14 protein-coding genes and 1 pseudogene are annotated in these 13,832 nt (G+C 41.9%); 7 read left to right on the top strand and 8 right to left on the bottom strand.

Going from position 1 to position 13,832, the window contains the following annotated elements:
* The 5 genes and pseudogenes from VIM94_RS08670 to VIM94_RS08650 form a co-directional block, all read right to left on the bottom strand.
* Window positions 1-267 (bottom strand): annotated as a pseudogene (locus VIM94_RS08670) (YeeE/YedE family protein); the annotation flags it as partial.
* 116 nt (window positions 268-383) lie between these two features.
* Window positions 384-1,283: an NAD(P)-dependent oxidoreductase gene (locus tag VIM94_RS08665; RefSeq protein WP_332038899.1), complete on the bottom strand. Its 900-nt coding sequence runs from the start codon at window positions 1,281-1,283 to the stop codon at window positions 384-386.
* An 11-nt stretch (window positions 1,284-1,294) separates the two neighbouring features.
* A complete protein-coding gene (locus VIM94_RS08660) occupies window positions 1,295-1,438 on the bottom strand; it encodes a hypothetical protein (protein WP_332038898.1) in 144 nt (47 codons plus the stop codon).
* A gap of 35 nt (window positions 1,439-1,473) precedes the next feature.
* Complete coding sequence (locus VIM94_RS08655) at window positions 1,474-3,015, bottom strand: acyl-CoA carboxylase subunit beta (RefSeq protein WP_332038897.1); 1,542 nt, start codon at window positions 3,013-3,015, stop codon at window positions 1,474-1,476.
* Between the two features lie 509 nt (window positions 3,016-3,524).
* Window positions 3,525-4,673, bottom strand: coding sequence for a cysteine desulfurase family protein (locus tag VIM94_RS08650; RefSeq protein WP_332038896.1), 1,149 nt, complete (start codon window positions 4,671-4,673; stop codon window positions 3,525-3,527).
* Between the two features lie 90 nt (window positions 4,674-4,763).
* Between VIM94_RS08650 and VIM94_RS08645 the strand changes: the two genes are divergently transcribed.
* Window positions 4,764-5,759, top strand: coding sequence for a hypothetical protein (locus tag VIM94_RS08645; RefSeq protein ID WP_332038895.1), 996 nt, complete (start codon window positions 4,764-4,766; stop codon window positions 5,757-5,759).
* 8 nt (window positions 5,760-5,767) lie between these two features.
* On the opposite strand, the gene VIM94_RS08640 is transcribed toward VIM94_RS08645, so the two are convergent.
* Complete coding sequence (locus VIM94_RS08640) at window positions 5,768-6,313, bottom strand: Smr/MutS family protein (RefSeq protein WP_332038894.1); 546 nt, start codon at window positions 6,311-6,313, stop codon at window positions 5,768-5,770.
* Window positions 6,313-6,516, bottom strand: a complete 204-nt coding sequence (locus tag VIM94_RS08635) for a hypothetical protein (protein ID WP_332038893.1) — start codon at window positions 6,514-6,516, stop codon at window positions 6,313-6,315. Before VIM94_RS08635 ends, VIM94_RS08640 begins: the two co-directional genes overlap by 1 nt.
* A gap of 82 nt (window positions 6,517-6,598) precedes the next feature.
* On the opposite strand from VIM94_RS08635, the gene VIM94_RS08630 reads away from it, so the two are divergent.
* From VIM94_RS08630 to VIM94_RS08620, 3 genes are read left to right on the top strand one after another with little or no spacing between them, the layout of a single operon-like run.
* Complete coding sequence (locus VIM94_RS08630; RefSeq protein WP_332038892.1) at window positions 6,599-8,347, top strand: hypothetical protein; 1,749 nt, start codon at window positions 6,599-6,601, stop codon at window positions 8,345-8,347.
* 26 nt (window positions 8,348-8,373) lie between these two features.
* Complete coding sequence (locus VIM94_RS08625; protein WP_332038891.1) at window positions 8,374-8,643, top strand: DUF2752 domain-containing protein; 270 nt, start codon at window positions 8,374-8,376, stop codon at window positions 8,641-8,643.
* A 9-nt stretch (window positions 8,644-8,652) separates the two neighbouring features.
* Complete coding sequence (locus VIM94_RS08620) at window positions 8,653-8,979, top strand: CCC motif membrane protein (protein ID WP_332038890.1); 327 nt, start codon at window positions 8,653-8,655, stop codon at window positions 8,977-8,979.
* A 407-nt stretch (window positions 8,980-9,386) separates the two neighbouring features.
* On the opposite strand, the gene rocD is transcribed toward VIM94_RS08620, so the two are convergent.
* On the bottom strand, window positions 9,387-10,631 hold the full coding sequence (rocD, locus tag VIM94_RS08615) for an ornithine--oxo-acid transaminase (RefSeq protein WP_332038889.1): 1,245 nt from the start codon (window positions 10,629-10,631) through the stop codon (window positions 9,387-9,389).
* A gap of 166 nt (window positions 10,632-10,797) precedes the next feature.
* On the opposite strand from rocD, the gene rlmD reads away from it, so the two are divergent.
* From rlmD to VIM94_RS08600, 3 genes are all read left to right on the top strand, one after another.
* The gene (rlmD, locus tag VIM94_RS08610) at window positions 10,798-12,246 is read left to right on the top strand and encodes a 23S rRNA (uracil(1939)-C(5))-methyltransferase RlmD (protein ID WP_332038888.1); all 1,449 of its coding nucleotides are present in this window, start codon (window positions 10,798-10,800) and stop codon (window positions 12,244-12,246) included.
* Between the two features lie 154 nt (window positions 12,247-12,400).
* Window positions 12,401-12,937, top strand: coding sequence for a DUF6452 family protein (locus tag VIM94_RS08605; protein WP_332038887.1), 537 nt, complete (start codon window positions 12,401-12,403; stop codon window positions 12,935-12,937).
* On the top strand, window positions 12,903-13,607 hold the full coding sequence (locus tag VIM94_RS08600) for a DUF6048 family protein (RefSeq protein WP_332038886.1): 705 nt from the start codon (window positions 12,903-12,905) through the stop codon (window positions 13,605-13,607). Before VIM94_RS08605 ends, VIM94_RS08600 begins: the two co-directional genes overlap by 35 nt.
* Window positions 13,608-13,832 lie beyond the last annotated feature (225 nt).

Here is a 13,832-nt window from a genome sequence, read left to right as displayed (position 1 = left end):
AATCGCTACGGAAGGATCTTCAGTAAGAACGTTGGCACCAATAAAACCACCGATAATTGCACCAACAACCACCATTAGGTTCCAGCGCTGAGATTTCCAATTAAAATTAAAAAATTCGATGTTTTTACCTGCTCCACACATGGAACACATAGTTCTTAGGTTAGCTGACATCCCAAAATCCTTACCAGTAAAAATAAGGATAAACATCATTAAAGCGATAAGCGGACCCGCAACATACCAGGGCCATGGTTCAAAAATCCATTCCATACTGTGTTTTTTAAATTGCTTGCAAATTAAGTAAATTTTAAGAAAGTTATAAGTAACATAGGTTACAGGAAAAAACCACGTCTCCTATCCCAAACTTTCTTGAAAAACTTAAGGTTTTAATTATCAATAAACTCCCTGATATTCTTTAGAACTTTATCTGAAAGTCTCTGCCGGGTTTCTTTACTCCAACCGGCACTTTTTTCTGAAGATATCAGGCTTTTTTCCGCCAAAGTTGCTTCTGAAAGTGCTTCCCTGGCATCACCATCAAAGATACCGAAATTTCCTTCATTTTTCAGCCACTTCTGGAAGGCTTTTTCTTCAAAAGGAAGCCCGAGAGAAGTACTGATTATAATTTTTCCCTGGCCTAAAATCTCAAACTCTCTGCTATTAAGCAATTTGGTATTTCTGGGGAGATGAAAGGAAATAATTTCTGATTTCTCCAGGAATTCATCCAGGGGAAGGTATTTAACTCCTTTTTCCTCCCATTTCTTTTTCCGGGTTCTGCTGAAGTAATAAAGATGCGCCCCAAAAGGCAAAAGGCATTCAGCAAGCATTTGGCCGGTAGTTCCAAGTCCTATAATCCCAATCTTACGTTTGGTGAGTTCTACAGGCATTTCCTGCCATTGATGCTCGCCAAGCCCATGCAGCAACCTTACGAGTTCTGAAGCTATAAACTCCACTACTCCGGGATCGCCGTAATCAAAAATTCCTTTAACGCGTATCCCGCGTTCCCTGGCAAAGTTCACCGCTACATTCGCAGATTCGTCATCATAAAGGCTGCAGGACATCCCAATGTATTTAAGATTAGGACATTGCTTAATTACAGATTCATTGAGCTGGGTTTTCCAGGAAACCAACACAGCTTCAGCATTGCCTATACGCTTTATAACCTCAGCCTCCTCTTCAGGGTAATCTCTATAATTATCTACGCCGTCTTCGCTGTACTTTTGAAGTTCATTAATTGCGGCACGGGTAAGTTTTGTATTATCTACGCAAACTATTTTATTGAATTTCATCCGGCTAAAGCTTATTCCCAGTCCGGAAGCTCGGTCTCATCGAAAACGTGGTTTAGAAGTAATTCATCTTCCCTAAGTTTTCTTTGGCTGGTAAATTCGAGTTCCAGATCTTTCCTTTCAAATTTAAGTTTAGCGTTTTGCTGTTCCTTAGTCATAATTTTAGTTAGTTTAGTATTTGCGATTTAATTTTCTATAGCGGAATATTCCCGTGTTTCCTATCTGGTCTAAGAACCTCCTTATTTTCCAACATACTGAATCCTTTGAGAAGTTTTCTACGGGTTTCCCGAGGCATTATCACTTCATCAATAAATCCGCGCTGGGCTGCCTCAAAAGGATTGGCGAATTTTTCGGCATATTCTTCTTCTTTTTCAGCAAGTTTAGCTGCAGGGTCTTCGGCTTCTTTTATTTCTTTCCGGAAGATGATCTCACTGGCTCCTTTTGCACCCATTACGGCGATCTCGGCTGTTGGCCATGCAAAGTTAAGATCGGCGCCAATGTGCTTCGAGTTCATCACATCATAGGCACCACCATAGGCTTTACGGGTAATAAGAGTCACCTTAGGCACTGTAGCCTCACTAAGTGCATAGAGCAATTTCGCACCGTTTAGAATAATTCCGTTCCACTCCTGGTCGGTTCCCGGCAGGAAGCCCGGCACGTCTACCAGGACAAGTAAAGGGATATTAAAACAATCGCAGAAACGGGTAAAACGGGCTGCCTTTTTAGAGGAATCAACATCCAGCACACCTGCAAGGCTCATTGGTTGATTGGCCACAATCCCTATACTACGCCCTCCTAATCTTGCGAATCCCACAATTATATTATCAGCATAATCCTTATGGATCTCAAAGAAGCTATCCTCATCTATTATTCCGTTTATAACCTCGTGCATATCATAAGGTTTGCTGGAACTATCGGGTACGATACTTTCCAGCTGATCTCTGAATTCGTCTCCGGGATTAAAAGGAAGTTTTTCCGGGCTTTGCTTATTGCTTTGTGGCATATAGCTGATAAGCTGTTTGATATCTTCAAGACAACCAATATCGTTCACCGCGGTGCGATGGGTTACCCCCGATTTAGTGGCGTGGGTAGTCGCTCCCCCCAGTTCTTCGGAAGTCACTTCTTCATTGGTAACGGTTTTTACCACATTAGGCCCGGTTACAAACATATAACTCGTATCCTGAACCATAAAGGTAAAATCTGTCATGGCAGGCGAATAAACCGCTCCCCCTGCACAAGGCCCCATTATTGCGGATATCTGCGGAATAACTCCCGAGGCTTTTACATTCCGGTGAAAAATATCGGCATAGCCACCAAGAGATTTTACTCCTTCCTGGATTCGTGCGCCTCCTGAATCGTTGAGACCTATTAATGGAGCTCCAACTTTCATGGCGAGGTCCATCACCTTGCAGATCTTTTCGGCATGGGTTTCAGAAAGGGAACCTCCAAAAACGGTAAAATCCTGGGCAAAAACATATACCAGGCGACCATTTATAGTTCCATAGCCGGTTACCACGCCATCTCCGTAAAATTTCTGTTTATCCATCCCGAAGTCGGTGGTACGGTGAGTAACTAAAATACCTATTTCCTCAAAAGACGATTCATCGAGCAGGTAATCCACACGTTCACGGGCGGTAAGTTTCTTTTTTGAATGCTGACTTTCAATACGTTTTTTTCCTCCGCCCAGGTGGGCTTGTTCAATTTTATTGTTAAGCTTTTCTATATTCTGGCTCATATTTTTCAAATATTGGATTGGTTATCCAGTGGATTTTGAATTATCAATATTATGTAAATTAAATTATTTAAAAAAAGCACGAGCATGCTAATCTGAGAATCTTAACAAAAAACGAGGTTGAAAAGTGATTTGAATGCCCGGGTAACCCAAAATAGACTTTATTTTACAGGAAAGATATGAAAATTGTGGCCTTGTTCAGGTTTTCCAGTTTTTATGAATTAATCAGGTATGCTAAAGACCTTTTGAGGATTGTTCTTCCTTTCATTTTTTGAACGTCCAAAAAACGAAACAAAAAATGGCGCCATTGGTGGAGGTGACTTTTTGGCAAGTGCTTTCCTCTCCCTTTGCTAGTCGGAGGCAGAAAAAACAGCTCATCGGCACCTAAAATTTATATAGCGATAATTAACTGCAAAGCTCGTCTAAAGGCAAGGCATCATACCGGTTAGAATATCCTTAATAGAATTCAACGGCAGGAAGGTATCTCAAAAAAAAATCACTCCGTATCCGGTTTAGGATTCAATGAATTCCTTAAGGGTTTTCACGACATAATCGAGTTCTTCTTTGGTGTTATAATGTGAAAAAGAGAACCTTAGGGATGGTTTCGCGAGGTCTTCTTCCGAAAGGAACTCGTTAAGAACATGCGAACCTTTATCGCTTCCGCTCTGGCAGGCGCTTCCTTTGGAACAGGCAATTCCTTTGAGGTCAAGTTGAAAAAGCAGCATCAGGGCTTTTTGGGGAGGTACCGGCAAACAAACGTTCACAAGGGTATAGGTACTACCATCCGCATCTTCACAGTTCCCGTTAAATTTGGCTTCCGGAATCTGCTGTTTAATTTTTTCTATAAAATATTCTTTGAGTTCTGAAACATAAGCCTTTTCCTCTTCCAGGTTTTCAAGAGATAATTTCAAAGCTTCTTCAAGGCCAACGATATTATGTACACTTTCGGTTCCGGCGCGGTGCCCGCGTTCCTGTTCCCCACCAAAAATAAGCGGCTTCAAGCCGGTATTTTTTCTCACAAAGGCAAAACCTACACCTTTCGGACCATGGAATTTATGAGCGCTCACCGCAGTAAAATCCACCGGGATCTCACTAAAATCAAGCTCATAATGCCCTACCGATTGTACGGTATCAGAATGGAAAAGCGCATTATAGGTATGAGCAATCTCCCCTGCTTTTTTAATATCAAGGCGGTTTCCTACTTCGTTGTTAATATGCATCAGGCTCACAAGGGATTTCTCATCTGAATTTTTCAGGAGTTCCTCCAACTGATCCAGATCAGCATTTCCGCAAGAATCAAGATCGAGGTAATCAACCTTAATATCATAACATTCCTGCAGCTGGTTAATGGTATAAAGCACCGCATGATGCTCTATTTTGGTAGTAATGATACGTTCCACGCCAAGATCGCGCACTGCAGAATTTAACGCGAGGTTATCAGCTTCGGTTCCCCCGGAGGTGAAAACGATCTCGGCTGGTTTAACATTCAGGTATTTCGCTACGGTTTTTCTGGCCTGTTCCACCAGAGATTTAGCAGATCTTCCGAAGCTATGGGTAGATGAAGGATTCCCGTAAACCTCTTTCATTACGTCGGTCATTCGGGTGATCACTTTCTCACGCATTTGCGTGGTTGCGGCAGAGTCTAAGTATACGTTTTTCATTAAAAACAAAATTAAACGAAATAAAAATAATTTTAAGGATAAAGGGGGTGAAAATCCTTAATTCCGCTATTTTTGTTGAAAAGCACATTAATGAAAAAGGTTTTTTTAATTTTCATCATTTTCCTGGGAATAAGTTCCTGTGATAACGGGGACATTATAGTCACCACTTTTGATCTGGAAAACAGTCAGCTCAAACTATGTGGGTTAGGAGATCAGAAGGTGCTTTATGTGATCAATAACAATGATGTTTACGAATCTATGACGCTGCAATTAACGTCCAGGCAATTAGATGAAAATCAGTTGCTTTTGAGTCGTAATACCAACGAGCCGATAGAGATAGAATTAACCGGAGATAACAAAATGATCTATAGGCTCTATGATGGTGAAATACCCAGTGATTATTTCTGCAAGGCTGTGCCCTCTAAGGATCCCGGCGTTATAGATGAATATATAACTACCGAAGGAAGCGTGGTAATAAATACCCGTTTTAATGATATAGGTCCACAGGATGATGCCGACAAAGACGGTATAGAAAATATAGATGAAGGAATGAACCCGGATGAGGCGCAAAATTCAGGAAGCGATACCCATCTCGACACCGATGCTGACGGAATCCCTAATTACCTGGATATTGATGACGATGGCGATAATGTACGCACAAGTACCGAAATAAGAACCGGTGACGGCGATCCTACCGCAGAAGGCTACAGAGATACCGACGAAGACGGTATTCCAAATTACCTCGACCCTGATGATGATGGCGATGGCTCGCTCAGCAAATATGAAGTAAGTAGTGACGATTTGCTTAACCCGCAGAGCCTACAACTTGCCGACAGGCCCAATTACCTTAACCCGGAGTTAACCGAACCCTATAATGAGCATAATCAGGTTATTGACCATTCGATTAATCGCAACTACCGTTCTGATATTGTGATAAGGAATTTCAATTTCGTAAAACAGGATGGCAGCGGGGAAGAAATACGATTTGATGAGTATAACCTGGGGTATTATAGTGTTTCCGGGGTAAGTAGTTTAGAAACTGAAGAGGAAAATCCGGAGGAAGAAAATAATACCGAAGCGCAGTAATTTCAGGGCTAATTATTCTGAAAGAAATAAACTTCTGTAGCTCCCTGCCCGTATTTTTGATAATCGGCATCGTAAAATTTAAGGTTATCGTAGCGGCCAAGCAGGTAATCCAGTTCAGCCTTTAAAACGCCTTCACCGATCCCATGAATAAATACAATTTTCTGAATGCGTTTTCTCATCGCAAATTCCAATTGTCTTTTAGCGGTTTCCATCTGCAGATTTAGGATATCAAAGTTATTCATCCCGCGATAATTATTGACCAGTTTTTCAATATGAAGGTCTACCTCCATAGGCGGAGCATTCCGTTCTTTGGGCCTAACGCGTTTTGATTTGGGTTTCCTGGGAATTTGCTTTTCCTCCAGTACCCGGTCCAGGTCCATATCTACCGGGAGCTCCTCAAAAGGAGTTTCGATCTTCACCAATTCCGAAGGGGAAAACTCCATCTCAAAGCCATCGGGAGTCTCTATGGTTACAGATGTTTCATCGGTTTTCACCACTACTCCTTCAAGGTCATCATCAAGAGCCGCTATTTTATCTCCGCGTTTGAATTCCATTACTGCTTATCTTCTTTGTTTTCTTCTTTATGGTCATCTTTAGTAACTACCCAGAAATTTGTTGCTCTAAAGAGGCCGAACATAATAATAACCAAACCGGCTATCTTAAGATATTGGTTAGCATTTTCAACGGTGATGGCATAAAGCAACAATCCACCACCAACTACAATAAGAATTGTATTTATTAATTGTGTATTCTTCATTTCAGATCAATTTTACCAGAAACCCCTTATTCTGAATTCAATTTTTTCAAGGGAACTTGCAAGTGACAAAGTTAAAGTAATTATGAAGCTTTTTTACTTCCTGTTCCTGTTTTTCTATTTTCATCAGGTTTCTGCCCAATTAAGTGTTTCACCTTCCAAGGCCGGGAGCAGTTTTCTATATGCAAAAAACCTGGTTTTGTATGTGGAGGGGGGAATCCACCTAGAAAAAAATCCGAATCCCACTTCCGAAGCAAGCATATATCTTAGAAAGGAGGCGCAGCTCATACAGGGTGATAAAACCAATAATTTAAATACAGGCAATGGGCTACTATCTGTTTTCCAGGAAGGTCGGGCCAATGCCTACAACTACAATTACTGGGGTTTACCAGTTAGAGATAATTCGGGGGCAGCAAAAACCGTAGATAGGATTATTTATGAACCTATAGGCAAAACCGAAAGCAAACCTGCTATGCTTTCCCCGGCTTTAGACGGAAAGGCAAATCCGCTTACCATCTCGGTCCGTTGGCTTTATAAATTTGAGGGAGGCACTTATGCTGACTGGGAGTATATAGGTGCTAATTTTAATCCGGCCGCGGGCCTGGGGTTCACCATGAAAGGAGTAAACGGCACCAATTTAAACAGCATAGAAGGAATCTTAAACAATCCGGGGAACCGGCAGCGTTACGACTTTCGGGGGTTACCAAATGATGGCCTTATAAGTATGAGTATCCAGAAAGACCAGGTTTTACTGGTGGGAAACCCATATCCTTCAGCCTTAAACCTCAAAAAATTTCTTGTTCAGAATACTGCAGCCACTGGAATAGCATATTTCTGGGATCATTCCGACCATACTTTCTCACATTATCTCAAAGATTATGAAGGTGGCTATGGTGCTTATTCCCCCGGAGCTGGTGCCTACGTCCCGGCAGTCTTTCAGCATTATGATGAATCGGCAAAGCCAACGGGTAACACAGGCGGTACAGGACAGCATTATGGGCGGGAATTTAGTCCTATCGCCCAGGGTTTTATGATCATGGGAAAAAGTAACGGACAGGTCAGTTTTCAAAATTCTCAGCGTGTTTTTATGAGAGAAAATAATGGCAACTCAGAATTTAGAACAGCCCAACAAGTCATTCCCAGCTTAAGGCTAAATTTCAGTTTCGATGACTTATATATTAGACAATTGCTGATCGCTTTCAGAGATGATGCCACTCCGGGAGCAGACCACGCGATGGATGCCGTGGCTTTTGGCAGCTTAAATACCGACGCGGCCTGGATAATAGACGGAGACGCCTACCTGATAAATGTTTTACCTTTCGACAATGCAGAAAAGATCCCGCTCCTTTTTTCGATAAAAGAAAAGACCTCATTGAAAATAAGTTATGAAATCCCTGAAAATTTTTCTCCTAAAGCGATTATGCTTTTTGATGCTGAAACAGAACTTTCCCATAATCTCTATGAATCTGATTTTGAAATCGAGTTGCAGACCGGGAATTATGAAAACAGGTTTTATTTAGGTTTTAGAGAAGAAGTTCCGGAAGAACCTCAACCTCAACTTCCCGAAGAAGACGGAGATTATTTTGAACCTACTGAAACCGCTGAAATTTTTTATAATAAAAACTTACAACAGGTAGAAGTGATAACAGGAAAAATACTGAAGGAGATTCAGGTATTCAATCTGATGGGCAGCATGATTTTCAGTAAAAAGAATTACGAAAACAAACATTATGATTATTTTTATACTGGAAACCTGCGGGATGCAGTGTATATCGTTAAAGTTAAAACTTTGGATAACCGTATTACCAATAAAAAATTACTTCTAAAAAAGTAGATATGGAAGAATTTATGTTGCCATGCATGAACAAAAGCCTATTGGGAGTTGAATGTTTTGGCTGCGGTGGTCAACGTGCAGCAATCCTTTTTTTTCAGGGAAATTTCATCGAAGCTTTTTACATGTACCCGGCTATCTATCCCATACTTCTGCTACTTGCCTTTTTGGTCTTCAATCTCTTTTATAAATTCAGAGGGGATTTCCAGGTAAAAATAGGCCTGATCATTTTTGCAGGGACAGTTATGGCGGTAAATTATGGCTATAAAATGTATGAATTCATTCAACTAACCAAATAATGCTTATTTATGGAACGCACACAATTACCCAATTCTACGATTATTCTAATCTTTGGAATACTGTCTATTATAGGTTGTTGCTGTTATGGAATTTTAGGAGTTATCTTCGGGATAATTGCCCTGGTTATGGCCAAACGCGCCACCGAGATCTACAATGCCAATCCCGAATTATATACCGGGTTTGAGAATGTAAAAACAGGAAGGGTCCTGGCTATAATTGGACTGGTATTAAGCGGTCTGAACCTAATCGCTTCTGTTGTAATGTTCTTTGTTTACGGCGGAATTGAAGGATATCAGCAGGCTATGGAGGAAATCTTAAGGTCTATGGAGCAATAATTTTCTGGAACAGATTTAAATTGGCTTGTGTCTTCAAAATGAGTGCTTCTCTCTTACTCAAATGAGACCCTGAATCAGGTTCAGGGTGACGATACTTTCATGAGAGTCTGAATCAACTTTAGGTGACGCTCCTAAAAACCGTCATACCGGCCTTGATCCGGTATCTCATAATATAGGAAAGCTCTTGCATAATCTCACTCAAATGAGATCCTGAATCAAGTTCAGGGTGACGATGCTCTGAGGGAATCCTGAATCATGCATTTGTTTGAAAACTTACTCTAATGAGATCCTGAATCAGGTTCAGGATGACGGCATTCTTACCTGCGGCATGAATAATGTTCAGGATGGCGAGCAAAAAAAGCCCACCTAAACAGGCGGGCTTTTCATTATAAAATCATAACAGAATTTTACTTTTCAAATTCCTTAAGAGTTGTAGTGATAATATCAACACAATCCCTAAGCTGTTCTTCATTCATAACCAGTGGAGGTGCAAAACGAATGATGTTCCCATGCGTTGGTTTTGCCAGGAGTCCGTTTTCTTTCAGGGCCATACAAATATTCCATGCCGTATCTCCTTCGGGGGAATCGTTAATCACGATAGCATTCAGCAGCCCTTTCCCGCGTACGAGTTCCACAATTTTAGAATCCCTGATGTAATCATTCATCAACCTTCGGAAGAGGCCACCCATTTTTTCGGCATTTTCTTCAAGTTTTTCGTCTCTTATTACTTCCAGAGCTGCAGTAGCTACTGCGCCGGCCAGTGGATTTCCGCCAAAGGTAGAACCGTGTTGCCCGGGTTTGATCACTTCCATCACAGTATCGTTGGCCAATACTGCAGATACAGGATATACGCCACCCGAAATAGCTTTTCCGAGGATAAGGATATCGGGTTTTACTTCTTCGTGATCTACGGCCAGTAATCTCCCGGTACGGGCAATTCCTGTTTGCACCTCATCGGCAATGAAAAGTACATTATGTTCTTCACAAATCTCTTTAGCGCGCTTGAGATAGCCTTCAGAAGGCACAAAGACTCCGGCTTCACCCTGAATAGGCTCCACCATAAATCCGGCGATATTATCGTTGCTTTTAAGCGTTTCTTCCAGGGCTTCCAGGTTATCGTAAGGAATCTTCAGGAATCCGGGGGTGTATGGTCCAAAGTTTTTTCTTGCTCCTTCATCGTTGGAGAAAGAGATGATGGTAGTTGTTCTTCCGTGGAAATTATTCTCGCAAACCACGATCTGGGCTTCGGTTTCCTCCACCCCTTTCTTCTCATAGGCCCATTTTCTGGCGATCTTTATAGCGGTTTCAACCGCTTCTGCGCCTGTGTTCATAGGCAGAAGTTTGTCGAAATTAAAGTATTCTGAAGCAAACTTCTCATAAGGCCCCAGTACATCATTATGGAAGGCCCGGGAGGTAAGCGTTAGTTTAGCGGCTTGATTGCATAGAGCATCAACTATTTTTGGATGGCAATGCCCCTGATTTACAGCAGAATAAGCCGAGAGAAAATCGTAGTATTTTTTTCCTTCAACATCCCATACATGTACCCCTTCGCCACGACTTAAAACCACTGGTAGCGGGTGATAATTATGTGCTCCGTACTTATCTTCTAGTTTAATCGCTTCTTCTGAAGTTGAAATTTTGGTTAATGGCATTTTTAATATTTTTATATTACTTTTTTGCAATTCCTTCTTTAAACTGAAAGACTTCAGGTTTGGAGAGAAATCATCCAAAATTTGAATTCCTGCAAATTACTAAATGTTTCCTGAATTTTTCAAGGGCCGGGCTATTAAATCTTAGCAATTATCCTATTTTTGCGCTATGGCAAGAAGGAATAAAAACAAGCTCTTTGAAGCTGTTGAAGTTATTGACGCCGGCGCAAAAGGCAAGAGTATCGCCAAGGCTCCGGACGGAAAAGTGATCTTTATAGACAATGCAGTACCCGGTGATATCGCCGATGTACAAACCACCAAAAAGCGGCGTGCCTTTTACCAGGGCACCGCAGTAAAATTCCATACATTATCTGATAAACGCACCGAGCCGGTTTGCCGGCATTTTGGCGTTTGTGGAGGCTGCAAGTGGCAGAATATGGAATATAAATACCAGCTGGAATACAAGGAGAATGAGGTGTTAAATAACCTGCAACGCATAGGCAAGATCGAGTTACCCGAAGTCACCCCTATTCTAGGGAGCAAAGAGATCTATTTTTACCGTAACAAAATGGAATTTTCTTTTAGTGACAGTAGATGGCTCACTATAGAAGAGATCCAAAGCGGGGAGGATATCGAAGACAAGAACGCCCTTGGTTTTCATATTCCGGGGATGTGGGACAAGATCCTGGATATCGAAAAATGTCATTTACAGGAAGACCCCAGCAATGCCATCAGGAATTTCGTAAAAGAATTCGCTACAGAAAACGGACTGCAATTCTTCAATACCCGTGAACAGAGTGGCTTGTTGCGTACCCTGATGATCCGCACCTCTTCTACCGGAGAAATTATGGTGCTGATTCAGTTTTTCAAAGAAGATAAGGTTAAACGGCAGTTGCTAATGGATGCCCTTGCAGAAAAATTTCCTGAGATTACCTCGTTGCAGTATGTGATTAACGGAAAAGGCAACGACACCATTTACGACCAGGAAGTAATCTGCTATAAGGGTCGCGACCATATCTTTGAGGAGATGGAAGGCTTAAAATTCAAAATAAACGCAAAATCCTTTTATCAAACCAATTCGGCACAGGCTTACGAACTTTATAAGGTTGCGAGAAACTTTGCCGATCTAAGTGGAGATGAACTGGTTTACGATTTGTACACCGGAACGGGAACCATCGCCCAATTTGTGGCGAAAAATGCTAAAAAGGTAATCGGGGTTGAAGCAGTACCGGAGGCCATAGAGGACGCTAAGGAAAATGCCGAGCGCAACGGAATTACCAATACCGAATTCTACGTTGGGGATATGAAGAAGGTCTTTACCGATAGCTTTATCAATGAACACGGGCATCCCGACCTTATCATCACCGATCCGCCGAGGGACGGAATGCATAAAGACGTGGTAGCCCAAATAATTGGTATCTTGCCAAAGCGAATTGTTTATGTGAGTTGTAATTCGGCTACCCAGGCGAGGGATTTGGCACTGCTGGACGAGCATTACAAGGTGACCAAAGTTCAACCCGTAGATATGTTCCCGCAAACCCACCACGTAGAAAATGTGGTATGTTTAGAAAGCCGGCCGACCGGCAAGCCGCCGGAACCAGAAATGGGGGAAGTTTAGGCTAATATTTTAGAGCCTGTGATACCTTCCATGTTTTGAATTAGTATGTGAATGGCTGGGGCCGGGAAGCTCATGGCAGCATAAATGGTGAAGGTTTAGGCTAAAATTTAAGAGGCTGTGTCAAATTCCCGGGTTCGGGTTAACATATAAATAGATGAATAAGATCTTTTTAAAAATCATTCTAGTTAGTTTCGGAATATTCCTTTTTTCCGGGTGCCAGCGTGATGACCTATGTCCCGCCTCTACCGATACCACTCCCCTGCTTATCATAAAGTTCTTTGATATCGAGGAACCGGAAGAAACCAGGTCTCCCACTAATTTACGTGTTTGGGACCAGGAAAGAGATTCTATTCTTCTCAACAGGGTAAATGTTGATAGTATCGCCATTCCGCTGAAAACCTTTGAAGATAACACCGAATATGCATTTACCATAAATGCCCGGGAGATCGATGAAGATGAGGATGAGGACGGGGATGATCCAAATATCCTTATCCCAAACACCGATATTTTAAGATTCACCTATGGCCGGGAGCAGGTTTATGTAAACCGGGCCTGTGCCTACAAAGTGATTTATTCTGATCTAAGGCTAAACATAGATTCAGGAGACGATGAAGCCTGGATTCAAAATTATACTATAGAACAAACCGAAGTTGAAGATGAAACAAATCACCATATCTCTATTTTCTACTAGCCTGATCTTTTTGCTGGCCACAGGTTTTTTGTTCGCACAGGAACCTACAGCTCTTGATACTATAGACCAGCGGGAGAAATACGGCATACGGGTAGGAACCGACCTTAGCAAACTGGCCCGTAGTTTTCTCCAGGATGATTATGAGGGATTTGAGATCATGGGCGATTACCGGGTATATGATAATTTCTATGCCGCGGCCGAAATCGGGTCTGAAAGCCTTCCTTTTTCTGAAGATAATATAAGCGTGGTTTCTACCGGCCAATATGCAAAAATAGGCGTAGATTATAACGCTTATGAGAACTGGACCGGGATGGAGAATATGATCTTTGCCGGTTTGCGGTATGGATTTGCCACTTTCACCCAGGAGCTTCACGAATACACTATTTACAATACCTCTCAATTCTTTGGGCCCGATGTGCGGGATGTAATGATAGAAAACAGCGGACTTAACGCCAGCTGGATAGAATTAATTGGAGGCTTGAAGGTAGAGCTCCTCAATAATCTTTATCTCTCGGCCAATGTTCAGATAAAACGCAGGCTTTTTCAAAAAACGCCGAACAACTTTGACAACCTCACTATCCCCGGATTTAACCGTACCTACGACGACAGCAATTTTGGTGTTGGCTACAGCTATGGGATATCCTACCTAATACCGTTTTATAAGAAGTGACGGTTCTCGGTTGTGAGTTGTGGGTTCTCGGTTTTGGGTTTTCGGTTGTGAGTTGTGAGTTCTCGGTTTTGGGTTCTCGGTTGGGGGTGGTCTGTTCTTCTTCATGAATATGTCCATTTTGGAGACTATCAAAATGAATTTGATTTTGAAGGCAAGAAGGCAAAATATTCGAAACAATGGCGTATGGTGAGGATTTAGATCCTGGTTCAGCTGAGATACTTATAC

The organism is Salegentibacter sp., assembly GCF_036568425.1.
GTDB lineage: Bacteria > Bacteroidota > Bacteroidia > Flavobacteriales > Flavobacteriaceae > Salegentibacter.
This window is presented reverse-complemented; position numbering and strand designations above follow the sequence as displayed.

Excerpts from the sequence above, each read along its gene's own strand:
- VIM94_RS08600 (WP_332038886.1), top strand. The coding sequence starts at position 12,903 with ATGAAACAAATCACCATATCTCTATTTTCTACTAGCCTGATCTTTTTG.
- VIM94_RS08655 (WP_332038897.1), bottom strand. The coding sequence starts at position 3,015 with ATGAGCCAGAATATAGAAAAGCTTAACAATAAAATTGAACAAGCCCAC.
- VIM94_RS08635 (WP_332038893.1), bottom strand. The coding sequence starts at position 6,516 with ATGAAGAATACACAATTAATAAATACAATTCTTATTGTAGTTGGTGGT.
- VIM94_RS08650 (WP_332038896.1), bottom strand. The coding sequence starts at position 4,673 with ATGAAAAACGTATACTTAGACTCTGCCGCAACCACGCAAATGCGTGAG.
- VIM94_RS08640 (WP_332038894.1), bottom strand. The coding sequence starts at position 6,313 with ATGGAATTCAAACGCGGAGATAAAATAGCGGCTCTTGATGATGACCTT.
- VIM94_RS08665 (WP_332038899.1), bottom strand. The coding sequence starts at position 1,283 with ATGAAATTCAATAAAATAGTTTGCGTAGATAATACAAAACTTACCCGT.
- VIM94_RS08660 (WP_332038898.1), bottom strand. The coding sequence starts at position 1,438 with ATGACTAAGGAACAGCAAAACGCTAAACTTAAATTTGAAAGGAAAGAT.
- VIM94_RS08620 (WP_332038890.1), top strand. The coding sequence starts at position 8,653 with ATGGAACGCACACAATTACCCAATTCTACGATTATTCTAATCTTTGGA.
- VIM94_RS08625 (WP_332038891.1), top strand. The coding sequence starts at position 8,374 with ATGAACAAAAGCCTATTGGGAGTTGAATGTTTTGGCTGCGGTGGTCAA.
- rlmD (WP_332038888.1), top strand. The coding sequence starts at position 10,798 with ATGGCAAGAAGGAATAAAAACAAGCTCTTTGAAGCTGTTGAAGTTATT.
- VIM94_RS08605 (WP_332038887.1), top strand. The coding sequence starts at position 12,401 with ATGAATAAGATCTTTTTAAAAATCATTCTAGTTAGTTTCGGAATATTC.
- rocD (WP_332038889.1), bottom strand. The coding sequence starts at position 10,631 with ATGCCATTAACCAAAATTTCAACTTCAGAAGAAGCGATTAAACTAGAA.
- VIM94_RS08645 (WP_332038895.1), top strand. The coding sequence starts at position 4,764 with ATGAAAAAGGTTTTTTTAATTTTCATCATTTTCCTGGGAATAAGTTCC.
- VIM94_RS08630 (WP_332038892.1), top strand. The coding sequence starts at position 6,599 with ATGAAGCTTTTTTACTTCCTGTTCCTGTTTTTCTATTTTCATCAGGTT.